Annotated in this window: 20 protein-coding genes; 6 read left to right on the top strand and 14 right to left on the bottom strand. The window is 69.0% G+C overall.

Features of this window, described 5'->3' with window-relative positions:
- Window positions 1-142 precede the first annotated feature (142 nt).
- From BLQ77_RS03435 to BLQ77_RS03425, 3 genes are read left to right on the top strand one after another with little or no spacing between them, the layout of a single operon-like run.
- Window positions 143-1537, top strand: a complete 1395-nt coding sequence (locus BLQ77_RS03435) for an NAD(P)/FAD-dependent oxidoreductase (RefSeq protein ID WP_207545809.1) — start codon at window positions 143-145, stop codon at window positions 1535-1537.
- Window positions 1534-2766, top strand: coding sequence for an NAD(P)/FAD-dependent oxidoreductase (locus BLQ77_RS03430; RefSeq protein ID WP_089955424.1), 1233 nt, complete (start codon window positions 1534-1536; stop codon window positions 2764-2766). Before BLQ77_RS03435 ends, BLQ77_RS03430 begins: the two co-directional genes overlap by 4 nt.
- Before the next feature lie 3 nt (window positions 2767-2769).
- Window positions 2770-4170, top strand: coding sequence for an FGGY family carbohydrate kinase (locus BLQ77_RS03425; protein WP_089955420.1), 1401 nt, complete (start codon window positions 2770-2772; stop codon window positions 4168-4170).
- A gap of 208 nt (window positions 4171-4378) precedes the next feature.
- Here BLQ77_RS03425 and BLQ77_RS03420 read toward each other — a convergent pair whose 3' ends face one another.
- From BLQ77_RS03420 to BLQ77_RS03410, 3 genes are all read right to left on the bottom strand, one after another.
- A complete protein-coding gene (locus BLQ77_RS03420; RefSeq protein ID WP_089955416.1) occupies window positions 4379-5656 on the bottom strand; it encodes a TRAP transporter large permease in 1278 nt (425 codons plus the stop codon).
- A 7-nt stretch (window positions 5657-5663) separates the two neighbouring features.
- Window positions 5664-6173, bottom strand: coding sequence for a TRAP transporter small permease (locus BLQ77_RS03415; RefSeq protein WP_008885327.1), 510 nt, complete (start codon window positions 6171-6173; stop codon window positions 5664-5666).
- 69 nt (window positions 6174-6242) lie between these two features.
- On the bottom strand, window positions 6243-7244 hold the full coding sequence (locus BLQ77_RS03410) for a DctP family TRAP transporter solute-binding subunit (RefSeq protein WP_089955411.1): 1002 nt from the start codon (window positions 7242-7244) through the stop codon (window positions 6243-6245).
- 457 nt (window positions 7245-7701) lie between these two features.
- Between BLQ77_RS03410 and ggt the strand changes: the two genes are divergently transcribed.
- Together ggt and BLQ77_RS03400 are read left to right on the top strand one after the other, a co-directional pair.
- Window positions 7702-9369 (top strand): gamma-glutamyltransferase, encoded by a 1668-nt coding sequence (gene ggt, locus BLQ77_RS03405; protein WP_089955408.1) that lies wholly within the window; start codon window positions 7702-7704, stop codon window positions 9367-9369.
- Window positions 9370-9407: 38 nt separating this feature from the next.
- On the top strand, window positions 9408-10139 hold the full coding sequence (locus BLQ77_RS03400; protein ID WP_089955404.1) for an SDR family NAD(P)-dependent oxidoreductase: 732 nt from the start codon (window positions 9408-9410) through the stop codon (window positions 10137-10139).
- A 181-nt stretch (window positions 10140-10320) separates the two neighbouring features.
- On the opposite strand, the gene BLQ77_RS03395 is transcribed toward BLQ77_RS03400, so the two are convergent.
- Window positions 10321-11253, bottom strand: a complete 933-nt coding sequence (locus BLQ77_RS03395) for a 2-hydroxyacid dehydrogenase (RefSeq protein WP_089955400.1) — start codon at window positions 11251-11253, stop codon at window positions 10321-10323.
- Window positions 11254-11291: 38 nt separating this feature from the next.
- On the opposite strand from BLQ77_RS03395, the gene BLQ77_RS03390 reads away from it, so the two are divergent.
- Window positions 11292-12197, top strand: coding sequence for a LysR family transcriptional regulator (locus BLQ77_RS03390; protein ID WP_089955397.1), 906 nt, complete (start codon window positions 11292-11294; stop codon window positions 12195-12197).
- Between the two features lie 2 nt (window positions 12198-12199).
- Here BLQ77_RS03390 and BLQ77_RS03385 read toward each other — a convergent pair whose 3' ends face one another.
- The 10 genes from BLQ77_RS03385 to BLQ77_RS03340 form a co-directional block, all read right to left on the bottom strand.
- A complete protein-coding gene (locus BLQ77_RS03385) occupies window positions 12200-12877 on the bottom strand; it encodes an RraA family protein (protein WP_008884363.1) in 678 nt (225 codons plus the stop codon).
- Between the two features lie 10 nt (window positions 12878-12887).
- Window positions 12888-14174 carry a TRAP transporter large permease gene (locus tag BLQ77_RS03380; protein ID WP_008885361.1) on the bottom strand — a complete coding sequence of 429 codons (1287 nt, stop codon included), beginning with the start codon at window positions 14172-14174 and terminating at the stop codon, window positions 12888-12890.
- 3 nt (window positions 14175-14177) lie between these two features.
- Window positions 14178-14741: a TRAP transporter small permease gene (locus tag BLQ77_RS03375; RefSeq protein WP_040383915.1), complete on the bottom strand. Its 564-nt coding sequence runs from the start codon at window positions 14739-14741 to the stop codon at window positions 14178-14180.
- Window positions 14738-15739 carry a TRAP transporter substrate-binding protein gene (locus tag BLQ77_RS03370; protein WP_008884154.1) on the bottom strand — a complete coding sequence of 334 codons (1002 nt, stop codon included), beginning with the start codon at window positions 15737-15739 and terminating at the stop codon, window positions 14738-14740. Before BLQ77_RS03370 ends, BLQ77_RS03375 begins: the two co-directional genes overlap by 4 nt.
- Window positions 15740-15806: 67 nt before the next feature.
- Complete coding sequence (locus tag BLQ77_RS03365; protein WP_008884955.1) at window positions 15807-16616, bottom strand: creatininase family protein; 810 nt, start codon at window positions 16614-16616, stop codon at window positions 15807-15809.
- Between the two features lie 118 nt (window positions 16617-16734).
- Window positions 16735-18054 (bottom strand): NAD(P)/FAD-dependent oxidoreductase, encoded by a 1320-nt coding sequence (locus tag BLQ77_RS03360; RefSeq protein ID WP_242661617.1) that lies wholly within the window; start codon window positions 18052-18054, stop codon window positions 16735-16737.
- The gene (locus BLQ77_RS03355) at window positions 18054-18767 is read right to left on the bottom strand and encodes an SDR family NAD(P)-dependent oxidoreductase (RefSeq protein WP_089955389.1); all 714 of its coding nucleotides are present in this window, start codon (window positions 18765-18767) and stop codon (window positions 18054-18056) included. The genes BLQ77_RS03360 and BLQ77_RS03355 overlap by 1 nt, the downstream gene beginning before the upstream one ends.
- Window positions 18764-19765, bottom strand: a complete 1002-nt coding sequence (locus BLQ77_RS03350) for an ABC transporter ATP-binding protein (RefSeq protein WP_008885312.1) — start codon at window positions 19763-19765, stop codon at window positions 18764-18766. The genes BLQ77_RS03355 and BLQ77_RS03350 overlap by 4 nt, the downstream gene beginning before the upstream one ends.
- On the bottom strand, window positions 19762-21618 hold the full coding sequence (locus tag BLQ77_RS03345; RefSeq protein ID WP_089955386.1) for a dipeptide/oligopeptide/nickel ABC transporter permease/ATP-binding protein: 1857 nt from the start codon (window positions 21616-21618) through the stop codon (window positions 19762-19764). Before BLQ77_RS03345 ends, BLQ77_RS03350 begins: the two co-directional genes overlap by 4 nt.
- A complete protein-coding gene (locus BLQ77_RS03340; protein ID WP_008886220.1) occupies window positions 21618-22574 on the bottom strand; it encodes an ABC transporter permease in 957 nt (318 codons plus the stop codon). Before BLQ77_RS03340 ends, BLQ77_RS03345 begins: the two co-directional genes overlap by 1 nt.
- Between the last annotated feature and the right edge of the window lie 15 nt (window positions 22575-22589).

The following is a 22589-nucleotide window of genomic DNA, read 5'->3' as shown; positions in this document are numbered from 1 at the left end:
AAATTGCCGCATGATGTGACCGATTGCAATGGATCCATGTAAAATTGACGGAAGGATATTGTGGAAACGGTCAAAAATATGCACGTTCAGAAGAAATGCTGCGATTGAGTTCAGTGTCGCAGCGGAATGACGGAGAATGCACTTGGTTCATACATCGCCAGAGGCAGATGTCGCGATCATCGGGGCGGGCGTGGTCGGTTGCGCCATGGCCCGGCGCTTTGCGCTCGAGGGCGCGACCGTGGTCGTGCTCGAGGCCGCGACGGACATCCTGTCCGGGGCCTCGAAAGCCAACAGCGCCATCCTGCACACCGGCTTCGACGCGCCCACCGGCTCGCTGGAACTGGCCTGCATGCAGGCGGCCTACGCGGAATACATGGACATCCGCGCCGCGATGAACCTGCCGGTCCTCGAGACCGGCGCCATGGTCGCGGCCTGGAGCGACGAGGAAGAGGCCCGGCTGCCGACGCTGCTGGCGCAGGCACAGGAGAACGGCGTCACCGACACCCGCCTGCTGGGCCGCGCCGAGGTGCTGGCGCGCGAACCCGCTTTGGCGGCCCACGTCCGCGGTGCGCTTCTGGTCCCGCGCGAGTACGTGATCGACCCGTGGTCGGCGCCGCTGGCCTATGCCACGCAGGCGCAGATGCTGGGCGCGCGCTTCCTCTTCAACGCGGCGCTCAAGGGCGCGCGGCGTGACGGTGCGACATGGGTGCTCGACACCGCAGCAGGCGAGGTGAAGGCGACCACCGTGGTCAACTGTGCCGGTCTCTACGGCGACCACGTCGAAACCATGTTCACCGGCAAGCCCAGCTTCGAGATCCGCCCCCGCAAGGGCCAGTTCGTGGTCTATGACAAGGCGGCGTCGGAGCACCTGCGCACCATCCTGCTGCCGGTGCCCAATGACCGCACCAAGGGCGTGGTGCTGACGCGCACGATCTTCGGCAACCTGCTGGTCGGCCCCACCGCCGAGGAGCAGGAGGCGCGCGACCGCCCCGACGTGACCCGGCCCGAGCTCGACATGCTCATGGACAAGGCGGTGGAGCTGGTGCCCGCGCTGCGCGACATGCCGGTGACGGCGGTCTACGCGGGGCTGCGCCCGGCCACCGAGCGCAAGGAATACCGTGTCCACGCCGACGCCGACCTCGGCTACTACTGCGCGGGCGGCATCCGCTCAACCGGGCTCACCGCCGCGCTCGGCATCGCGAGCCACGTCTTCGCACTCTGGGGCAGAGCGCATCAGGCGGTGCGCGGGGCGGTGAACGCGCCACCGCAGCCGGTCATGCCCAACCTCGCCGAGCACCTGCCGCGCGACTATCAGACCCCCGGCCATGACGGCATCGTCTGCCATTGCGAGATGGTCACCGCGCGTGAGATCCGCGCCGCGCTCGACAGCCCGCTGCCGCCGGGCGATTTCGGCGGCCTGCGCCGCCGCACCCGCTGCGCCATGGGGCGCTGCCAGGGCTTCAACTGTCTCGCCCGCGTTGCCACCCTTTCCGAGGGCAAGCTGCGTGCCGACATTCTGCCGGAGGGCGACGCATGAGCGATACATGTGACGTGGCCATCGTGGGCGGCGGCCCGGCGGGCCTCTCGGCGGCGGTCGAGCTGAAGCGGCAGGGCGTGGCCCGGGTCGTGGTGCTCGAGCGCTTCGGCAGGGCGGGCGGTATCCCGCGCCACTGCGGCCACCCGCCCTTCGGCATGCGCGAGTTCCGTCGCGTGCTGTCCGGCCCCGCCTATGCGCGGCGGCTGGTGGCCACCGCCGAGGAAGCGGGCGTCGAGATCCGCACCGACCACACGGTGACTGCAGTGCGCTCGGGCGGCGTGCTCGAACTTGCGACCACGCAGGGGGCGATGACCCTCACCGCCCGCCGCGTGCTGATCGCCACCGGCAACCGCGAGCGCACCCGCGCCCAGCGGCTTGCGCCGGGGCTGCGCCCGGTGGGGGTGATGAACACCGCCGCGCTTCAGTCCTTTGTCTACGAAGAGGGGCGCAAGCCGTTCTTGCGCCCGGTGATCGTCGGCAGCGAGATGGTGGCGCTTTCGGCGCTGCTGACCTGCATGCGGCACGGCATGCGTCCGGTCGCGCTGGTCGAGACCCGCGAGCGGGTGCAGACCCGGCGGCTCTTCATGGCGCTGGCGGCGTTGCTGCGGGTGCCGGTGCTGACCGGCGCCGAGCTTCTGTCGATCGAGGGCCGCACCCGCGTCGAGGGCCTGCGCCTGCGCCGCAACGACGGCACCGAGACCATGCTCGCCTGCGACGGCATCGTCTTCTCGGGGCGCTTCACCCCCGAAGCAACGGTGGCGCGGGCCAGCGGGCTGGCGCTGGACGCGGGCTCGCTCGGTCCCGAGATCGACGCCGGGGGCCGCAGCTCGGATCCGCACGTGTTCGTGGCGGGCAACGTGCTGCACCCGGTCGAGACCGCGGGCGTCTGCTGGGCCGAAGGCCGGCGCGTCGCGGGCGTGATCGCGCGCGAGCTGGCCGCCGAGACCGGCGAGACGACCGAGCCCGCGTCGCGGGCCGGTGCCGCGGTGCGCCCCGGCGAGGGGCTGCGTTACGTGGTGCCGCAGCGAATCAGCGGCGCCACCGAGCTCAACATCCGCGCCGAGGGCGCGGCGCGCGGGCGGCTGGTGCTGCGCGATGCGACCGGGCGCGAGCTCGTGGTGAAGACCCTGCGCGCCTATCCCGAACAGCCGATCCGCCTGCGGGTGCCGGCACTGGACGCGGCGGCCCTGAGCGGCGATCTTCACCTCGGGCTGGAAAGGGACGACTGAACCATGCGCATTCTCGCGCTCGACCAGGGCACGACCTCGACCCGGGGTCTGGTGGCCGACGACAGCGGTGCGGTCGAGATCGTGCATTCGGTCCGCCACGCCCAGCATTTCCCCGCCGCCGACCGGGTCGAACACGACCCGATGGAGCTGCTCGCCAACCTGCGCGCGGTGATCGCGGCTGCGGGCAGGGTCGACGCCATCGCGCTCTCGAACCAGGGCGAAAGCTGCCTGGCGTGGGACGCGGTGACCGGCGCGCCTCTGTCGCCCGTGATCGTCTGGCAGGACCGCCGCACCGAAGCACGGCTGGCCGGGATGGCCGGGGCCGCGCCGACGGTGCGCGCGTGGGCCGGGCTGCCGCTCGATCCCTATTTCTCGGCGTCCAAGCTGGCGTGGCTCGGTGACAACGAGCGCCGCGTGCAGGAAGCCCATCGCGCCGGCCGGCTCCGGCTTGGTACCACCGATGCCTTCTTCCTCCAGCACCTGACCGGGCGCGCGCTCACCGACGTGACCACCGCCTCGCGCACCTCGCTGATGTCGCTCGAGACCGGCGACTGGGACCCCGAGCTCTGCCGGCTCTTCGGCGTGCCGCTCGACTGCCTGCCCGAGATCCGTCCCACGGTCTCGGATTTCGGCGAGATCGACGGCGTGCCTGTCACGGCGGCGGTGGTCGACCAGCAGGCGGCGCTTTACGGCCACGGCTGCCGGGCGCCGGGAGATGCCAAGATCACCTTCGGCACCGGTGCCTTCGCACTTGCGGTGACAGGCCCCGAGCGGCCCGCCGAGGATGACAGCGGGCTTCTGCCCACCGTTGCCTGGTGCATCGGGGACGAGACCACCTATGCTGTGGACGGTGGCGTGCATGCCGCCGGGGCCGCGGTGGAATGGGCGCAGCGCATCGGGCTGCTCGACGGTCCGGCGGCGCTTGCCGGGTTCGAGGCCGCGCCCGCCATCGACCGCGGGCTGGCCTTCGTGCCGGCGCTCTCGGGTCTGGCCGCACCGCATTGGGATGGCAGCGCCGCCGGGCTCTTCATCGGCATGACCGGGGCCACCACGCGCGAGGACATGGCCCAGGCGTTGATCGAGGGCATCGCCCTGCGCGCGGCCGAGGTCATTGCCCGCATGGGGCAGGGCGGTCCGGTGGCGCGGATCTCGATGGACGGCGGGCTGGCGCGCGCGCCCTACCTCTGCCAGTTCCTTGCCGACGTCACGGGCGCCGAGATCGTGCTGCCCGCCACCGAAGAGCTGACCGGCGTCGGTGCCGCGCAGCTCGCGGCGCTGGGACTTGGCGCGACCCTGCCTGCGCCGCCGCTGCGCGCCACGGTGAAGCCGCGGCCCTGCGACCGCGAGGGCCGCATGGCCCGTTTCGCCGGGGCGGTCGACCGCGCCCGCGGCTGGCGCGACTGAGGCACCAGCGCTTTTATGGAAAAGCCCCGCTCCGGCGGGGCTTTTTTGTGTGCGCGGAACGGCGGTCCGGACATCGCCCGAACCGGCATCCCCGGAAAAGTAGACGCCGCCCCGGTGGGCGGGACGGCGCCTGCGCGGAGGGAGAGTCCGCGCGTCGGCCCGCGGTCCGGTGTTTGTCCCGGAGCGCCTGGCCTTGTTCTGTCGTGGCTTACCGCAGCAGACCCAGCGGCACCGTGATGATCTGCGGGAAGAGCACCAGCAGCAGCAGCACCGCGATCTCGGCGAAGAGGAAGGGCAGCACGCCGACCATGATCCGGTCGAGCCGCACCCTGCCGACGCCCGCGACCACGTTCAGCACGTTGCCGACCGGCGGCGTCAGCATCCCCAGCGCCCCGGCGATTGTGAAGACCACGCCGAAGTAGATCAGGTCGATCCCTGCGGCCTTGCCCAGCGGAATGACAATCGGCATCAGGATCAGGCTCAGTGGCGTGAAGTCGAGCACCATGCCCAGCAGCAGCGTGAGCAAGACGATCATGCCGACCAGCATCTGCGGGCTGTCCATGAACGGCTGCAGGAAGGCGATCACCTGCGTCGGCAGGTTGGCGATGGTGATGAGCCAGGCCGAGACCATCGAGGTGCCGATGAGGAACATCACCACGGCCGAGGTCTTGCCGGCCTCGACGAGCCCTTCGTAGAAGCTCTTGAGGGTCAGCTCGCCATAGACGAAGGCGCCGACGAGCGCCGCGTAGACGGCGGCGATCACCGCGGCCTCGGTGGGCGTGAAGACGCCCACGCGCAGGCCGCCGATCACCACCACCGGCAGCACCAGCGCGGGCAGGGCTTTCCACAGCGCCTGCAGGATCTCGGCGCGGCTCTTGCGCTCGAGCGTCTGAAAGGCACCGCCACGCGACACGAAGCGCCACGCCAGCACCAGCGATCCCGCCATCAGGATGCCGGGCACGATGGCCGCCATGAAGAGCCCGCTGATCGAGACGTTGGCGATTGCGCCGAAGACCACCAGTGCGATGGACGGCGGGATCACCGGAGCGATGACGCCGCCCGCGGCGAGCAGGCCGCCGGACGAGCCCTCGGGGTAGCCGCCGAGCTTCATCATCGGGATCAGGATGGCGGCGAGGGCGGCGCTGTCGGCGATGGCCGAGCCCGAGAGCGAGGCCATGATAAGCGAGGCGCAGATCGCCACGTAGCCGAGCCCGCCGCGCAGGTGGCCGAAGGCGGCCATGGCGACCTCGATGATGCGCCGCGACAGCCCGCCGCGGTTCATCAGCTCGCCCGCGAGTATGAAGAAGGGGATCGCCAGCAGGATGAAGTTGTCGGTGCCGAGGATCATGTTCTGAGCGATGATCTGGGCGTTGAAATAGTCCAGATGCAGCATCAGCGCGATGCCGCAGGCGATCAGCGCCCAGGCGATCGGCAGGCCCAGCACGATGCCGAGGATCAGGACCGAAAGGAAGACGACGAAGGTCATGGGACGGTTACTCCGCGATGTCGGCGGACGCCGCCTGGAAGAACTTGTCGGCAGGCATGCGGCCCGAGAGGATCAGCACCATGCGCCCGGCCACGACCAGCGCGAGCGCGGTGCCGGCCAGGGTGGCGGCGACGTAGATGGTGGCGGAGGGCAGCCCCGAAATCTGGTAGTTCGACGAGAAGTTCAGCTTGGCCTGCATCCACGCGCCCTGCGCCAGCAAGAAGTTGCCGTAGAGCATGACCGCGCCGGTGAGCGCCACGACAGCCTTCTTGGCGGGCTCGGGCAGGCGGTCGACCACCAGCGTCATCGCGATGTGGCGCTGCTGGATCAGCGCCAGAACGGCGCCGGTGAGGATGAGGATGGAGAGGGCGATGCGCGAAAGCTCCTCGGTCACCACGATGCCGGAATTGAAGAAGAAACGCATCATGACGTTGGTGAAGACCATCGCCACGAGGGCGAAGAGGAGGAAGGCCACCATGGCTTCGAGAAGCCGTTCGGCCAGGCGTAGGGCGCGCATTCGATACTCCTGGGCTGGAGAAGGGAGAAGGGGCCGGCGCGGGAGCATGCACCGGCCCCGGCAGGGCGATCAGTCTTCGGCCAGGGTGGCCTGCATCTCTTCGTAGAGCGGACGGATCGCGTCGGTGACGAGGCCCTCGGTGACCGGGGCGACCGCTTCGACGATCTCGGCGCGGGCCTCGGGGGTAAGCTCGGAGACGGTCATGCCGCCCTCTTCGCTGGCGAGGAACGCCTTCGCCTCTTCGACGGCGGCGCGCATGATCTTGCGGTTTTCGATGGCGGTCTCGTCGGCGGCCTGCTGGAGCATGGCCTTGTCGTCGTCCGAGAGGCTGTTCCAGAACGGCTGCGAGATCAGCATGACCAGCGCCGAGTAGGCGTGCTTGGAAGTGGTGAGATAGTCCTGCACCTCGTAGAAGTTCAGGTCACGCACGGTCAGCAGCGGGTTGTCCTGGCCGTCGACGGTGCCGGTCTCGAGCGCGGTGTAGACCTCGGGGAAGGGCATCGGCACGGGGTTGGTGCCGAGCGCCTCGAAGGTGTTGATGAACACCGGCGCGCCGATCACGCGGAAGCTCAGGCCATCGAAGTCGGCCAGCTTTTCGATCGGGCGCTTGGAGTTCGACAGGTCGCGGAAGCCGTTGTCGATGAAGGTCAGGCCCTTCATGCCCGAGCCGTCGAGCCCGGCCAGCATCTCGTCGCCCACCGGGCCGAGCAGCACCTTGTCGGTGGCGGCGTCGTCGGCGAAGGCGAAGGGCAGGTCGATGAGCTGGAAGCGCTCGTTGTACTTGATGAGGTTGGTGGAGGAGGTGATCAGCATCTCCTGCAGGCCGCCCTGCAGCGCGCCGATCTGCTGCGCCTCGTTGCCGAGCTGGCCCGACGGGAAGTTGGTGACGGTGTAATCGCCGCCCGAGAGCTCTTCGACCTTCTCGGCGAAGAACTGGACGCCCTCGTCGAACGGGGTGCCCGGGGCGCCGAAGTGGCCGATCTTGATGTCGCGGGCGGCGGCGGGCGCCGCGAGCGTCGCGGCAAGGCCGGCTGCGGCGATCAGGGCGCCGAGGGGTTTGTGGAAGGTCATTGGCATTCTCCTGTCAAAGCGTCCCGGGACGAGCCGGAAGCGATTCCCTGTCTCTTGTTGAATCGGGTTCTACGGTAGCCGATCATGACTGAACAATCGCAGATTATCGACCGTTCGGGCAATATTTGCGAAAAATCGGCGTTGATACTCCCAAAACCCCAGAAATATCGTCACAATTGCATAAAATATGTGCGAACGGAAGGTCAGGCGAAGCCAAAACCCGTCGCTTCAGCGGATTTCACCCATCGGGAACCGGGCCGAAGGCGCCCTGTCCCGGGTTTCCGCGCCCGCATTATTGCCGCTTCGCGACAGGCTCCGCGGGATCCGGCACTTTCCGCGTGACCTTTGGCAAACGGCTCTGTAATTTTTGCCCGAAACCACAGTGGCAGCCCTCGCCGCCCGTGACGGGAGGCGCCGCGCTGCCACGCGACCCCGTCCGAACAGGAAAGACCGCACCATGCCCTCCGACACCACGCCGCTTCCCTTCATCTGCCGCAAGTCGCCCGCGCGGGGCTCGCAGGGGGTGGTGGTCACCAACCACCCGCTGGGCTCCGCCGCCGGCCACGAGATGCTGGCCTTCGGCGGCAACGCGGTGGATGCGGCCGTGGCGGCGCTGCTGGCGCTGACCGTGGTCGAGCCGATGATGGTGGGCATCGCGGGCGGCGGCGTCTCGCATCTGCGCCTGCCCGATGGCACGCACACCGTCTATGACTGCCTGTCGCAGGCCGGGGCCTCGGCCACGCCCGGGATGTTCACGCCGGTGTCGGACCGGCTGCCCGACTACATGGAAACCGCGGGCCGCCGCAACCTCGTGGGCGCGTCCTCGGTGGCGGTGCCGGGCAACCTGCGCGGCTGGTGCCAGATGCACGCCCAGCACGGCGCGCTGCCCTTCGCCGACGTGATCGCGCCGGCGATCCGGCTTGCCGCGGGCGGCTTCCCGGTCACCAGCTACCTGTCGTCGAACATCGAGCGCCATGCCGAGGACATGATCAACGATCCGGTGATCTCGTCCATCTTCCTGCCCGACGGCACCCCCGCCAAGCCCGGGCACCGGCTGGTGCAGGCGGACTACGCGGAAAGCCTCCGCCTGATCGCGACCGAGGGCGCGGACGCCCTGCATGGCGGTGCATTGGGGCAGGCGCTGGTCGACCGTCTGAACACCGGCGGCGAGGATGCGGGTCACGTCTCGATGGACGATCTGCGCACCTACGTGGCGCGCGAACGTGACGCCATCTTCGGCACCTACCGTGGCCACGACATCGTGGGCCCGCCGCCGCCCGCCTCGTCGGGCGTGCACGTGACGCAGATGCTGAACATGCTCGAGGCCTACGACCTGAAGGCCATGGGCTTCGACAGCGTCGAGAAGCTGCACCTGCTGGCCGAGGTCATCCGCGTCGGCTTCGAGGATCGCCGTGCCGCCTCGGGCGACCCGGATTTCGTCGACATCCCCGTGCAGAAGCTGATCTCCAAGGAATATGCCGCCGAGTGCCAGGCCCGTCTGCGCGACGTGGGCGGCGCGACCCCGGTGCCGCCGGGCTACGAGAGCAACAACACCACCCACATCACCGTCGCTGACCGCGACGGGCGGATCGTGTCGGCCACGCACACCATCAACGGCCTCTTCGGCGCGCGCATCATGGTGCCTGGCACGGGCATCATCCCGAACAACTACATGTACAACTTCGACCCGCACCCGGGGAAGGCGCTCTCGGTCATGCCGGGCAAGCGGGTGCCGACCTCGATGGCGCCGATGATCGTGCTCAGGGACGGCAAGCCCGCCTTCGCGCTGGGGCTGCCCGGCGCGCTGCGGATCTTCCCCTCGGCGATGCAGGCCATCGTCAACATGATCGACTTCGGCATGACCCCGCAGCAGGCGGTCGAGGCGCCCCGCGTCTGGACCGAGGGCGCGCATGTGGAGCTCGAGCCCGCCTACGCCCACCACCAGGAGGCGCTGGCGGCCAAGGGCCACGAGGTGCAGATCGTGCCGCATATCGCGGGCGGGATGAACGCCATCGCCTTCGGGGCCGATGGCGAGATGACGGGCGCTGCCTGCTGGCGCGCCGACGGAACCGTGTCGGCGCTCGGCGGCGGCCTTGCAGGCGAGGGAATTGCGTTCCACATCTGAAGGTAACGCAAGGACAGCTCGCCAGGAGAAACGGAAAGATGTTACAGAAAACACTGCTTCTGACCGGGGCCAGCCGGGGAATCGGCCATGCCACGGTGAAGGTGTTCCAGGCGGCCGGGTGGCGGGTGCTGACGGTGTCCCGCACCGCCTTCGACTCGCGCTGCCCATGGCACGCGGGGGCGACCGACCACATCCAGGGCGACCTCGCCGATCCCGACGCGCGCGACGAGATGGTCGAGCGGGTGCGCGAGGCGCTCGGCGGGGCCGGGCTCAACGCCATCGTCAACAACGCCGGCATCTCGCCCAAGGGCGAGGGGGGCGCGCGCCTCGGCATCGCCGACAGCTCGGACGAGGTCTGGCGCCAGGTGATGAACGTCAACCTGTTGGGGCCCGCTTCGCTGATGCGCGACCTGCTGCCCGAACTTTCGGCGGCCAAGGGTACCGTGGTCAACGTGGGCTCGATCGTGGGCAGCCGCGTGCACCCCTTCGCCGGGGTGGCCTATGCCTGCTCCAAGGCCGCGCTCGGGGCGCTGACCCGCGAGGCCGCGGCCGAGCTCGGCCCGCGCGGGGTGCGGGTGAACATGGTGACGCCTGGCGAGATCGAGACCGAGATCCTGTCACCGGGCACCGAGGACATGCTCGAGGTCATCCCGCTGCGCCGTCTGGGCAAGCCCGACGAGGTGGCGCGGGTGGTGCTGTTCCTGTGCTCGGAACAGGCCTCCTACGTGAACGGCGCGGTCATCGACGTGAACGGTGGCCAGCATGCCTGACCCGGCGGCGTGCCGATTGCGGGGGCATCCCCGCATCGGCGCGTCCGTCCGGCCGGGCCATTCCGTGGGCGGAGATGCGCGCGGGGCCGGGGGCAGGGACCCTCTCCCGCGCAGCTCAGCAGTACGGGCAAAAGAAAAGCGCCCGCCGGGGGGCGGGCGCTTTCGGTCGGTCGGACGTAGATCAGTAGCCGCGCTTGGCGTCGGCCAGGTCGGCGCAGGTGCCGGTTTCCTCGAAGGTCTTGAGGTTCGCCGCGATGATCCGGCCGCCGGTCACGGCGTCGATCTGCGAGGCCACGTGCGGGGTCACGGTGATCGCCGGGTGATCCCAGAACTGGTGCTCGGCGGGCAGCGGCTCGATGTGGAACACGTCCAGCGTCGCCTGCTTGATCTGGCCGCTTTCCAGCGCCTCCAGCAGATCGGCATCGACGAGGTGCGGACCACGCGCGCAGTTGATCAGGCAGGCGCCCTCGGCGAGCTTGCCGAAGAGCTCGGCGTTCAGGATGCCGGTGGTCTGCTCGGTCAGCGGCAGCAGGTTCACGAGGATCTCGCAGCCGTCGAGGAAGGCGTCCATGCCCTCGGGGCCGGCAAAGGTCTCGACGCCGGCGATGTCCTTGGGCGACTTCGACCAGCCACGGGTGTTGAAGCCGAGCGCCGACAGGGTCTGCGCGGCGGCGGCGCCAAGGTTGCCGAGGCCCATGACGCCGACGGTGCGGTTGGGGGCGACGGGCACCACGATGGCGTGCCAGTCCTTCTCGGCCTGCGCCTGAAGCTGGCGCGGCATGTCGCGGTGGTGGCGCAGCACGTGCAGGGCCACGTATTCGCGCATCCGCTGGGTCAGGTCGTCGCCGACGGTGCGGATGATCGGCACGCCTTCGGGCAGCTCGCTGTCGGCGAGCACGTGGTCGATGCCGGCGCCGATCGAGACCACGGCCTTGAGGTTGGGGAACTTGGCGATGTCACCTGTGCGGGGGCGCCAGACGACGGCGTATTCCACTTCGGCGGGGTCGGTCACGGCGTCGAGCGCCTTGACCGTCCAGCCCGGCAGCATCTCGGCCAGCATGTCCACCCACCACTGGGTCTTGTCTTCGAGGGGGAGGTAGAGGGCGACGGTCATAGTGGCTCCTTTGAGTCGTTTGTCTTTGGGGATCTGTCATGAATTTCAAGCAGCTGGAGGCCTTCTACTGGCTGAGCCAGTTCGGCAACCACCGCCAGACGGCCGAGTTTCTCGGGCTCACGCAGCCCGCGGTCTCGGCGCGCATCCATTCGCTCGAGAAGGATCTGGGAAAGACCCTCATCGACCGGGATGCGCAGGGGTTCGTCCTCACGGACCAGGGGCTCGAGGTGGCGGAGTTCGCCGTCCAGTTCCTCAACCTGCGCGAGGCCATGATGGGCCGGCTGCAGGACAAGAAGAAACGCCGCCTGACCGTGGGTCTCGCGGGCATGGCCGCGCTGACCTGGGGTCCGCTGCTGCGCGACGCGGCCGATGCCGACGGCGAGATCATGCTCGACATCTACTCGGGCTCGGACCTGCAGCTGCGCGGCTTCGTCGAGGCTGGCACGCTGGATGCGGCCTTTACCGCCAGTGGCGACCGGGTCTGCGCCGATTTCGGAGTGCAGTACGACGTGGGCTGGGTGGCGCATCCCGACGTGATCGCCGGGCGCTCCCTGCCGATGCCGCCGGAAGAGCTGCGGGCGCTGCCGCTGGTGCTCTACCCGAAGACCTCGCCGCTCTTCAATCCGGTGGCGGAATACGTCGAGGAGATGCGCGACCAGCCGGCGCCGCGGCACTACGGAAACTCGCTCGCCACGATCTGCGACATGGTGCGCAAGGGCTACGGTGCCTCGGCGCTGGCGCTCACCGCGCTCGAGCAGGACATCGCGGCGGGCCGGGTCGTCGAGATCCCGGCCACCGAACCGCTGCCGCCGCTCGTGGTGGCCTGCACCCACGCCAACCGTGCCCGCCGCAAGCAGGTGGACACGGTGCTGGGCCTCGCTCGGGAGGCGGCGCTGGCATGGTGTGCAGAGCATGGGCGCTACGCCTCCTTCACCGACCTCTAGGGTCAGGCCTTGAGCTTGTCCTCAATCATCTTGGACGCGCCGGACATCTCGCCGAGATGCGTGCCCTCGGTGATCTTGGCCTCGTTGACGCGGCCGCGCTCGGTCAGGAATTCGCCGCGCTCGAGCACTTCGTCGAGGTCCTCGGGGGCGATGAAGAGCACGCCGCAGTCATCGGCCAGCACCGCGTAGCCCGGCAGAACCGCCGCGCCGTTGATCGAGACCGGCACGTTGAAGCCGCCGCCGGTGTTGTAGAGGCGGGTGGTGACGGGCGAGGCGCCGCGCGACCACATGGCAAAATCCTGCTCGGCAATCTCGGCGGTGTCGGTGTGGGGGCCGTCGACGCAGCCGCCCTCGAGCCCGATCATCGCGGCCATGCGGGTCACGCCGCCGCCCCAGCAGGCGTATTTGGTGTCGCCCAGACGGTCGACCGCAAGGAAGTAGCCCGGTCCGCACTGGCTGAGGCAGTGGTGCAGCAGCGTCGAGTCGAGCCCAGGGATGGCCAGCGTCGCCACGGTCGCGGCGACCACCTTGCCCGGCAGCACGGGCTGCACGGCGGGACCGGCGAAACCGAAGTGGTAGAAGTGGCCGATGGTGGCGGTTTCGAGCTTCGCGAGCCGGTCGAGCTTCTCCTGCGGGATCTTCTCCGGCATCGGGTTCAGCTTGTAGATCAGGTTGGACATAGAGGTCTTCCTAGTTTTGGGGCCCGAGGATCAGGTCGGGCAGGAACGTGACGGTTTGCGGCACGTAAGTGAGAAGGATCAGCACCGCGAAGAGTGGGACCAGCATCGGCAGCACGGCCATGGTCACCTTCTCGAAGCGGACACGGCCGACCTCGGAGACGATGTAGAGGCCGATGCCCATGGGCGGCGTCGCGATGCCGATCAGCAGGCCGAGCTGGATGATGATGCCGAAGTGCACCCGGTCGATGCCGTAGGCGTCGATGAGCGGCAGCAGGGTCGGCACCAGGATCAGCTTCGCGGGCACCCCCTCGACGACGCAGCCGACGAGGATGATGAAGACCAGCAGCAGAGCGAGGAACACGTTCTTGTTGTCGGTCAGCGCGAAGGTGAAATCCGCAAGCTTCTGCGGCGTCTGGTCGATGGCCAGCAGCCAGCCCATGGCGATGGAGAAGGCGATGATGATCATGATGACGGCGGTCATCATGGCGGTGTCGCTGAGCGCCGCGAAGAAGGCGCGGAAGGTCAGTTCCTTGTACCAGATGCCGATCAGGATGCAGTAGATGCAGGCCAGAACGCCCGCCTCGGTGGCGGTGACGAAGCCGAACATGATCGAGCCCAGGATGATCGCGGGGGCCACCAGCGCAAGGAAGCCGTGCTTGGCGGTGCCCGCCACTTCACGCACGGTGGCCCGGCGCTGGGTGGGGAACTCCTGGAACTGCGCCCGGATACGAACGTAGATCATCAGCGCGAGGCCCACGAGGATGCCCGGGATCAGGCCCGCGAGGAACATCCGCTCGATGGATTGCTGCGCCAGGAAGGCGTAGAGCACGAGGCCGATCGACGGCGGGATGAGCGGGCCGATGACCGACGAGGCCACGGTGATCGCGGCCGCGAAGTCGGGCTTGTAGCCGTTCTCGCGCATTGCCTTGATCTCGATGGCGCCGAGGCCGGCGCAGTCGGCGACGGCGGCGCCCGAGATGCCCGCGAAGATCATCGACGACAGGATGTTCACCTGCGCGAGGCCGGCCTTGAGGTGGCCCACCAGCGCGTTGGCGAAGGCGAAGATGCGCTCGGTCACGCCGGTCGCGTTCATCAGGTTGCCGGCCATGATGAAGAACGGCACGGCGGTGAGCGACGCCTTGTTCACGCCCTCGAGCATCTGCTGGGGAATGATCTGCAGCGCGGTCGAGAAATCGGACGTCAGGAAGGTGAGCACCGTGGCGGTGCCGATGGCGATCGAGATGGGCACGCGCAAGAGGATCAGCGCGATGAAGGTGCCGAAGAGGATCCAGGCCATGGGTCAGATTTCCGGATGGTGGTCGGTGACGTTCTCGGGCATGCCGGCCGCCAGCTTCGCGATATCGAGAATGGCGGTCAGCGCTACGAGCGCCGTCGAGATGAAAAGCGGCAGCGACAGGGCGAGACGGGGGAGCTCTACGCCGGTCGGCATGGTGGCACCGTCATAGATGCCGGTGGAGGTCGCGATGACCTTGGGCACCTGCATCAGCAGGACACCGGTCACAATCAACGTGGCGGCGTCGGAGACGATCCGCGTCACCAGCATCCCGGCCGCGCCCATCCGCTCGGCGAGGAAGTCCACGCGCACGTCCTTGAGGCGCGCATAGAGGGCGAAGAAGCCGAAGAAGCTGAGCCAGATGAAAAACACCATGGTCCACGGCCAGATCCAGTAGGCGGCAAGGCCCATCGGGCGCAGGATCATGGTCGCGGTGGTCAGCGCCAGCATCGCCAGCAGGCAGGCGTTGGACAGCCACAGGAAGGCGCCGCCCATCTGCCAGTTCAACCGGTCGAGCCGGTTGAGAGCCCGCTGCAGCGGGCTCTCTGGGGAATATTCGAACGGTGTCACTGTGGGGTGGCCCGCGTCTCTTCGATGGCCGAGAGCAGACCTTCGGGCAGGGCGCCGGCAGCGTCCTGGGCCTCGTAATAGGTCTTCATGGTCTCGACCAGCGGGGCAGTGTCGAGCTCGACGTAGGTGGCGCCGGCATCGACCATGCGCTTGATGCTCTCGTCGGCAACGGAGAACATCAGGTCCTGCGACATCTCGCCGGCCTCGTCATAGGCCTTGAGCAGGCCGGCGCGCGTCTCTTCGTCGAGTGCGTTCAGAGCCTGTTCGTTGACCATGAAGCCGATGGACTGCCAGTACTCGTCCATGCGGGTGATGTAGGGAGCGACCTCGTTGAAGCGCATGGCTTCCACCAGCGCGATGGGCGAGTTCACCGCCTGCACGATGCCCTTCGAGATCGACTGGTAGACCTCGGTCCAGGGCAGGGTGATCACCTCGGTGCCGATGGCGTCCCAGGTCTCGATGGCGCTCTTGCTTTCGTGCATGCGCAGCTTGAGGCCGTTGTAGTCGTCGGCGGTCTCGATCGGCACGTTGGACACCGTCACGCGGAACGGGCCGCGCAGGACGCGGGTCGGGTCGCCCAGCGGACGCACGCCGGACTGCGCGGCGGCGTTGTCGAACCAGCCCTTCACGGTGTCCGAGTTCATGAAGCGGACCCAGTGGTCATAGTCGTCGAAGGCGAAGGCGGGCGTGGTCCAGTCCAGCGCCGGCTCCCACTTCTTCATGTAGCTGTAGCCCTCGGCGTAGATCTGGATGATGTTCGCCTGCAGCTGCTCGAGAACGGCGTTCTCCTTGCCCAGCTGCTCGTTGGGGTAGACGGTGATCTTGAGCTCGCCGCCGGTGTATTCCTCGGTCAGCTCGGCGAATTTCTGGAAGACCTGCCCTTCGGGGCTGTCCACCGGCATCTTGGTGGCCATCTTCCAGGTGGTTTCTGCATGGGCCACGGTGCCCAGCAGCATGGCGAGGCCCGAAGCGAGGCCAAGGATCGTCTTGGTAGTCATGGGAAGTTCCTCCTGGTTGGGGGGGTGACCGGCGGTCGGCGCCGCCGGTTCGTGGTTGTTGCGGGGATCAGTCGTGCAGGCCCTTGGCGACGTGGTCGATCACCAGACCCGCGCCGATGGCGGCAAGGCGTTTGACCAGCACGTCGCCGGTCTCGGCCGAGCACAGCGTCGGGTTGCAGCCGTAGGCGCCGGTCTCGGTCGCCTCGAGCGCCTCGATGGGCGCCTGGATCTTGGCGCCGTCGTAGACCACCGACGAGAAGCCGCCGATGTCCATGCCCTTGATGGTGCTGCCGGTGGGGGCTTCGCGCACGAGGTCCTTGCGGATCAGGTCGGGGTAGAAGTGCAGGCCGACCGAGGTCAGCGGGTCGCCGCCGTGGCCGGACGAGGCCTTGGCCTTCTCGGCGCCGATGAGCGCGGGAAGCTCGCCGTAGGCCACCTGCCAGAGGTACATCGACGGGATGAAGAGACCCGCCTTCTGGCGCCAGCGCAGCGCCACCTCGGTGATCGCAGGGACGTTGCCGCCGTGGCCGTTGACGATCATGATCTTGCGGATGCCGTGACGGTTGAGGCAGCCGAACATGTCGTCGAGGATGCCGCAGAGCGTCGCGTGGCTGATCGAGATGCCGCCGTGGCTCGATTCGAAATAGTCCTTGCCGCCGAAGGGGATGACGGGCGCCACGAATGTGGACACGCCGCCTTCGCGCGCGGCCTTGGCGATCTCCATCGCCATCAGGTCGGCGGCAAGGTAGTCGCCCATCGGCGCGTGGATGCCTTGGTCTTCGAGCGAGCCCATGGGCAGCAGCACCACGGCCTCGGAGGTGAGTTCCTGCCGTGCCTCTTCCGAGGTCAGCTCTGCCATTCGGATCTTGTCGATCATCTGTTCCGTTCCTTGTCAGTCGTCGTGTGCGGTCGGGTCCCAGTGAAGCGGAACGCCGCGGGGGGCGTCCAATTCATTCGGATTTCCGACCGATAGAGAAAATTTTTCCCGTCTTCGGTCACTCTGCCGCTTTCAGCATCGCTCCGCCGAAGCGGTCGAGCCGGAAGGGCGTGGGGTCCACGAGCGTCGGGACGCCCGTGGCGAGTTCGCCGGCCAGTTGGCCCGCGGCGGGGCCGATGCCGAAGCCGTGGCCAGAGAAGCCGCTGGCGATGACCAGCCCGGGGATCTCGTCCACCGGGTCGATCACTGGCACCGCGTCGGGGGTGACGTCGATGATGCCGCCCCATCTCTCGGTGATGGTGGCCTGTTTCAGCGCCGGGAAGGCGGCCTGCACGGCACGCATCGCCTTGGCGAGTGCGGCCTCCTGCGGCTCGGGATCGAGCACGCGGCATTTCTCGAAGGGCGAGATCTCGTCGGGCTGCCAGTGCCGGGGCGTCACCAGCCCGTCCCACATGCTGCGGTCGACGGTCAGGCTGATCTCGCCGCGGTTCTCGCGGAGGCTGCCGAGGTACTTGCCGAAGAGCCGGAAGCTGTCGGGCGTGATCTGCACCTTGGAGCGGCCGCGCTGAGCGATGGTATAGCCGCCATCGAGGCGTGGCCGGATCCCGAAGGCGCCGTTGCCGAGCGCGTGGGCCGGGCCGCCCTTGATCGGCGCGGTGCGCATGGCCGAGCCGCGCACCCGCAATTGCGGGAAGTCGATCCCGAGGTTGCCGAGGAACAGCCGCGACCAGGCACCACCGGCGACGATCACCGCGTTGCAGGCGATGCGCCCGCGCTCGGTGATCACGGCCGAGACGGTGCCGGCCTTGGTCTCGATGCTGCGCACGGCGCAGCCGGTGAGCACGGTGGCGCCCTTGGTGCGGGCGCCGCGCGCCAGCGCGGGGGCGGCGAGCGCCGGTTCGGCGCGGCCGTCGTCCTCGGTGTAGAGCCCGGCACGTGCGGTGAGCGACGCGCCCTCGAAGCGGTCCGACAGCTGCGCCGGGGTCAGCGACTGGGCGGCGAGCCCGAAGGTTTGGGCGTCCCGGCGCACCGTCTCGATCCACGCCATCTCGGCGTCGGTCTGGGCGGTGTAGACCACCCCGGTGCGGCAGAAGCCGGTGTCGTGTCCGGTGCGCTGCGCCAGCGTGTCCCAGATCCGCAGGCTCTCGATGCCCAGCGGGTACTCCGCCACGGCGCGGCCCATGCGGCGGACCCAGCCCCAGTTGCGGCTGGACTGCTCGCCGGCGATGCGGCCCTTCTCGATCAGCGCCACGCGGTGGCCCTGCTCGGCGGCCCAGAAGGCGGCGGAACAGCCGACGATGCCGCCGCCGATGACGACGATATCGACGGCTGCAGGAACGGACGGGTCGCTTTCGACCTTGTCTGCATAAGGACGCATCATAACCCCGGTTCGTAGCGCCAGTTGACATTGAGCTCGGAGACGCTGGCGCTGTTGGGAAGCGTGACCACCTCGGCGACGAGGCGAGCGAGGTCTTCGGGCTGGGTGATTTCGTGCCGGGGCAGGTCGTGCCGCAGTGTCAGGTCGGTGGCGACGAAGCCGGGGCAGACGGCGCAGGCGCGCACACCCTGGTCCCAGCCTGCGCGCCGTGCGGCGTGCGAGAGCGCGATCGCCGCGTGCTTGGTCATCTGGTAGCCGGCGTTCAGCCCCAGCACCCGCTGCCCGGAGAGCGAGGCCAGCACGATGACCCGCCCCGTCCCCGAACGGCAGAGCGCGGGCAGGGCGGCACGGGTCAGCCGGAACGGCGCCTTGACGTTGACCGAGAGCAGCCTGTCGAGCATCGCCTCCATCTCCTCGTCGTCCTGCGCGGGCTCGGGCATGAGCTCGAGCGGGCCGCCGATGCCGGCGTTGTTGACCAGCGCGTCGATGCGGCCGAACTCGGTCTCGGTGGCCTCGACGAAGGCACGGGCGTCCTCGGCCACGGCGGCGTCGTACTGCACCACCAGCGGGTCGTGCTCGGCAAGGCTCGCGGGGAGCTTCGAGGGATCGCGCAGCCCCAGCGCCAGCCGGTAGCCGCGCTCCGCCAGCGCCAGCGCGATGGCGGCGCCGATACCGCGATTGGCGCCGGTGATCATCGCGACGGGATCGGTCATGCGGGCACCCCCTCGGCCACGGGCGCGGCCTTGATGCAGGCGGCGCGCCAGCCGTCGCCCACGGGCGAGAGCGGCGGCACGCCTTTGGCGCAGGCCTCTTCGGCGAGCGGGCAGCGGGTGCGGAACGGGCAGCCCGAGGGCGGGTTGGCCGGGCTCGGCAGCTCGCCCTTGAGAACCTTGTCGCCCTCGGAGGGATCGCGCGGGTGCAGCGACGGCGTCGCCGCGAGCAGGGCGCGGGTGTAGGGGTGCGACGGCGTGCCGAAGACCTTCTCGGCCGGGCCCTCCTCGACGATGCGGCCGAGGTACATGACCACGATGCGGTTGCAGAGGTGGCGCACCACGTGCAGGTCGTGGCTGATGAACAACATGGCAAGGTCGAGATCGCGGCGCAGGTCCATGAGCAGGTTCACCACCTGCGCCTGGATCGACACGTCGAGCGCCGAGACGGGCTCGTCCGCCACGATGAAATCCGGCCGGGTCGAGAGCGCGCGGGCGACCGCGATGCGCTGGCGCTGGCCGCCCGAGAACTCGTGGGGGCGGCGCTCGGCGGCAGAGGTGGGCAGGCCCACCTGTTCGAGCAGCCGCGCGACCTCGGCCTTGACCTCGCTGCCGGGGACGATGTTGTGGGTGCGCAGCCCGTCGGCGATCTGGGCGCCGATGGTGCGCCGCGGGTCGAGCGAGCCGAAGGGGTCCTGGAACACCATCTGCATCCGGCGCGACAGCTTGCGCATCTCGGCGGACGAGAGGGACGACAGGTCGCGCCCGTCGAAGCTCATGCTGCCCTTGGTGGGGCTGTCGAGCCCCATCATCATGCGCCCGAGCGTGGACTTGCCGCAGCCGGATTCCCCCACGATGCCCACGGTCTCGCCCTTGGCGACGGTGAGGCTCACGTCGCGCACGGCCCAGACGTCCTGGGCGCGGCCGAGCAGCCCGTGGCGGGTCGGGAAGTTGCGGCCGAGGGTCCTTGCCTCGACCAGCGGAGCGTTGGCGTCGGTCATGTGACGTTCTCCCAGCGGAAGCAGCGGGTGACACGGTCGGCTGCGGGGTGTTCGGCCTTGGGCGACCGGCTCTCGCACTCGGCGGTCGCGAAGCCGCAGCGCGGCGCGAAGCGGCAGCCTGTGGGCATGTTGCGCGGCGAGGGCACGGTGCCGGGGATCGCGGTGAGCCGCTCGGCACCGCTCTCGGGCACCGACGAGATCAGCGCGGCGGTGTAGGGGTGACGGGGACGGGCGAAGACCTCGGCCACGGGGCCTTCCTCGACCACCTCGCCCGCGTACATCACCGTCACCCTGTCGGCGATCTCGGCCACCACGGCAAGGTCGTGGGTGACGAAGATCATACCCATGCCCGGCGTGTCCTTCTTGAGCTGCGCGAAGAGCTGAAGGATCTGCGCCTGGATCGTCGGGTCGAGCGCGGTGGTCGGCTCGTCGGCGATCAGCAGCCGGGGGTTGTTGGCCACGGCGAGGGCGATCATGGCGCGCTGACGCTGGCCGCCCGAGAGCTCGTGCGGGTAGGCGCGGTGCCGGCGCTCGGGGTCGGGGATGCCGACGTGGCGGAGCAGGTCCAGGATGCGCTTCTGCAGCGCCTCGCCAGAGATCTGGTGGTGGGCCTGGATCGCCTCGCCGAGCTGGTCGCCGATGCGCAGCACCGGGTTGAGCGAGGCGGCGGCGTCCTGGAACACCATCGAGATCTCGTCGCCGCGCAGCTTGCGGATGCCTTCCTCGTCGAGCTTGGCAAGGTCGACCGCGGTGCCGTCGCGGGTGGTGTAGACGGCGCTGCCGCCGGTGACGCGCAGGGTGTCGGGCAGCAGGCCGGTCATGGCGAGGCCGGTCAGGGTCTTGCCCGAGCCGCTCTCGCCCACCAGCGCCACGGTCTCGCCGGGGCGAACGGTCAGCGACACGCGGCGCACAAGCTCCATGTCGTGGACGGCGATGGACATGTCCGAGATCTCGAGCAGCGGCGCCTCGGCGGGGGCGGCGACCGGGGTCACCGGCTTTTTCGCCTCGCGCGAGCGGGGCCGCAGCCAGAGCGCGCCACCGGCGGTAACCGCCCGGGGATCGAGCGCGGATTGCAGGCGGTCGCAGAGCAGGTTGAAGGTCAGGATGGTGCCGGCAAGCGCCAGCGACGGCCAGACCAGCAGCAGGGGTGCGACCTCCATGGCGCCGCGGGCGGCGCGGATCATCAGGCCCCAGGACGGGGTGGGGGGCACCACGCCGAGGCCGAGGAACGACAGGCCGCTCTCGATCACCATGGCCGAGGCGACGACCAGCGACATCTGCACCAGCAGCGGCGGCAGCACGTTGGGCAGGATGGTCCGCACGAGGATCTTCAGCGGATGCGTGCCCATGGCGCGCTGCGCGGTCACGAAGTCGAGCCCGCGCACCTGTTGCGTGGCGGCATAGACCACACGGGCGTAGTTCGGCGTGTAGAGGATGGTGAGCGCGAGGATCAGCGGCCAGGTGCCCGCGCCGAGGATCGTCACGACCAGCAGCGCCAGCAGCAGCGGCGGCAGGCAGAGGATGATCTCGGCGGCGCGCACGGTGAAGAGCTCCACCGCGCCGCGGAAGTAGCCGCCCAGCAGCCCGAGCGCGGTGCCGGCAATGGCCGCCAGCACGGCCGAGCCCACGGCGATGAAGAGCGAGGCGCGGCCGCCCCAGATCAGGCGCGAGAGCACGTCGCGGCCGAACTCGTCCTGGCCGAGCCAGTGCGCGGCCGAGGGGCCGGCGAAGCGGTGGGGGATGTCCATGCCCCGGGTGTCCTGCAGCGGCAGCACGGGGGCGAGAATGACGGTGGCGATGATCAGCGCGACGATGGTGCCGGGCAGGATCAGCTTGCGGGTCGAGGCCTTCATCAGCGCACCAGCGAGATGCGGGGATCGAGCATGGCGTTCACCACATCGACCACGAGGTTGAGGAAGACGAAGAGGACCGAGATCGTCATCACGATGCCGACCACTTCGGGATAGTCGCGGGCATCGACGGCCGACACGAGGTAGCCCGACAGACCGGGCCAGTTGAAGACGAATTCCACCAGGACGGTGCCTCCGATCAGCGTACCCATCTCGAGCCCCAGCACGGTCAGCACCGGGATCAGTGCGTTGCGGACCACGTGGCGGCGCAGGATCGGAGCCCGCGACAGGCCCTTGGCCCGGGCGGTGCGCACGTAGTCGCGCTGGAGAACTTCGAGCACGGAGGCGCGGCTCATGCGGGTGATCACCGCGAGGAGCGACAGCGCCACGGTGCCCGCGGGCATCAGCAGCAGTTTGAAATGTTCCACCGGATCCTCGCTGAAGGGCACGAAGCCCCCGGCGGGGAGCCATTTCAGCTCCTGCGCGAAGATCAGGATCACCACCGAGCCCACGACGAAGACCGGGGTCGAGAGCGAGGCGGATGCGAAGAAGGAGATCACGGCATCGGCCTTGCCGTCGGCGCGGATGGCCGCGTAGGTGCCGAGCGGCACGCCGATGCCGGTTGCGATCAGCGACGCGGCGAGGATGACCTCGAGCGTGCGCGGAAGGCGCAGGGCGATCTGCTCGATCACCGGCGCGCCATCGCGGAACGACGCGCCGAGATCACCGGTGAGGACACCGGCCATATGGTCGAGATACTGCTGCCAGAGCGGAGCGTTGAGCCCCATCTGCTCGCGCAGGGCGGCGACCGCCTGCGGATCGGCCGCGACGTTCCCGGTGCTCAGCAGCAACTCCGCCGGATCCCCGGGGATGAGGTGCAGAAGCAGGAAGACGATCGTGACGACGACCCAGACGAGGAACAGGGCGACGAGGCTTCGGAAGGCGATGTATCTCAACATTTGTCTGACTTGCGC

The sequence above is a fragment of the Salipiger thiooxidans genome (assembly GCF_900102075.1).
Taxonomy (GTDB): domain Bacteria; phylum Pseudomonadota; class Alphaproteobacteria; order Rhodobacterales; family Rhodobacteraceae; genus Salipiger; species Salipiger thiooxidans.
This window is presented reverse-complemented; position numbering and strand designations above follow the sequence as displayed.

Excerpts from the sequence above, each read along its gene's own strand:
- BLQ77_RS03430 (WP_089955424.1), top strand. The coding sequence starts at position 1,534 with ATGAGCGATACATGTGACGTGGCCATCGTGGGCGGCGGCCCGGCGGGC.
- BLQ77_RS03420 (WP_089955416.1), bottom strand. The coding sequence starts at position 5,656 with ATGACCTTCGTCGTCTTCCTTTCGGTCCTGATCCTCGGCATCGTGCTG.
- BLQ77_RS03395 (WP_089955400.1), bottom strand. The coding sequence starts at position 11,253 with ATGACCGTCGCCCTCTACCTCCCCCTCGAAGACAAGACCCAGTGGTGG.
- BLQ77_RS03415 (WP_008885327.1), bottom strand. The coding sequence starts at position 6,173 with ATGCGCGCCCTACGCCTGGCCGAACGGCTTCTCGAAGCCATGGTGGCC.
- BLQ77_RS03350 (WP_008885312.1), bottom strand. The coding sequence starts at position 19,765 with ATGACCGACGCCAACGCTCCGCTGGTCGAGGCAAGGACCCTCGGCCGC.
- ggt (WP_089955408.1), top strand. The coding sequence starts at position 7,702 with ATGCCCTCCGACACCACGCCGCTTCCCTTCATCTGCCGCAAGTCGCCC.
- BLQ77_RS03345 (WP_089955386.1), bottom strand. The coding sequence starts at position 21,618 with ATGAAGGCCTCGACCCGCAAGCTGATCCTGCCCGGCACCATCGTCGCG.
- BLQ77_RS03360 (WP_242661617.1), bottom strand. The coding sequence starts at position 18,054 with ATGCGTCCTTATGCAGACAAGGTCGAAAGCGACCCGTCCGTTCCTGCA.
- BLQ77_RS03400 (WP_089955404.1), top strand. The coding sequence starts at position 9,408 with ATGTTACAGAAAACACTGCTTCTGACCGGGGCCAGCCGGGGAATCGGC.
- BLQ77_RS03365 (WP_008884955.1), bottom strand. The coding sequence starts at position 16,616 with ATGATCGACAAGATCCGAATGGCAGAGCTGACCTCGGAAGAGGCACGG.
- BLQ77_RS03410 (WP_089955411.1), bottom strand. The coding sequence starts at position 7,244 with ATGACCTTCCACAAACCCCTCGGCGCCCTGATCGCCGCAGCCGGCCTT.
- BLQ77_RS03355 (WP_089955389.1), bottom strand. The coding sequence starts at position 18,767 with ATGACCGATCCCGTCGCGATGATCACCGGCGCCAATCGCGGTATCGGC.
- BLQ77_RS03385 (WP_008884363.1), bottom strand. The coding sequence starts at position 12,877 with ATGTCCAACCTGATCTACAAGCTGAACCCGATGCCGGAGAAGATCCCG.
- BLQ77_RS03390 (WP_089955397.1), top strand. The coding sequence starts at position 11,292 with ATGAATTTCAAGCAGCTGGAGGCCTTCTACTGGCTGAGCCAGTTCGGC.
- BLQ77_RS03425 (WP_089955420.1), top strand. The coding sequence starts at position 2,770 with ATGCGCATTCTCGCGCTCGACCAGGGCACGACCTCGACCCGGGGTCTG.
- BLQ77_RS03340 (WP_008886220.1), bottom strand. The coding sequence starts at position 22,574 with ATGTTGAGATACATCGCCTTCCGAAGCCTCGTCGCCCTGTTCCTCGTC.
- BLQ77_RS03380 (WP_008885361.1), bottom strand. The coding sequence starts at position 14,174 with ATGGCCTGGATCCTCTTCGGCACCTTCATCGCGCTGATCCTCTTGCGC.
- BLQ77_RS03370 (WP_008884154.1), bottom strand. The coding sequence starts at position 15,739 with ATGACTACCAAGACGATCCTTGGCCTCGCTTCGGGCCTCGCCATGCTG.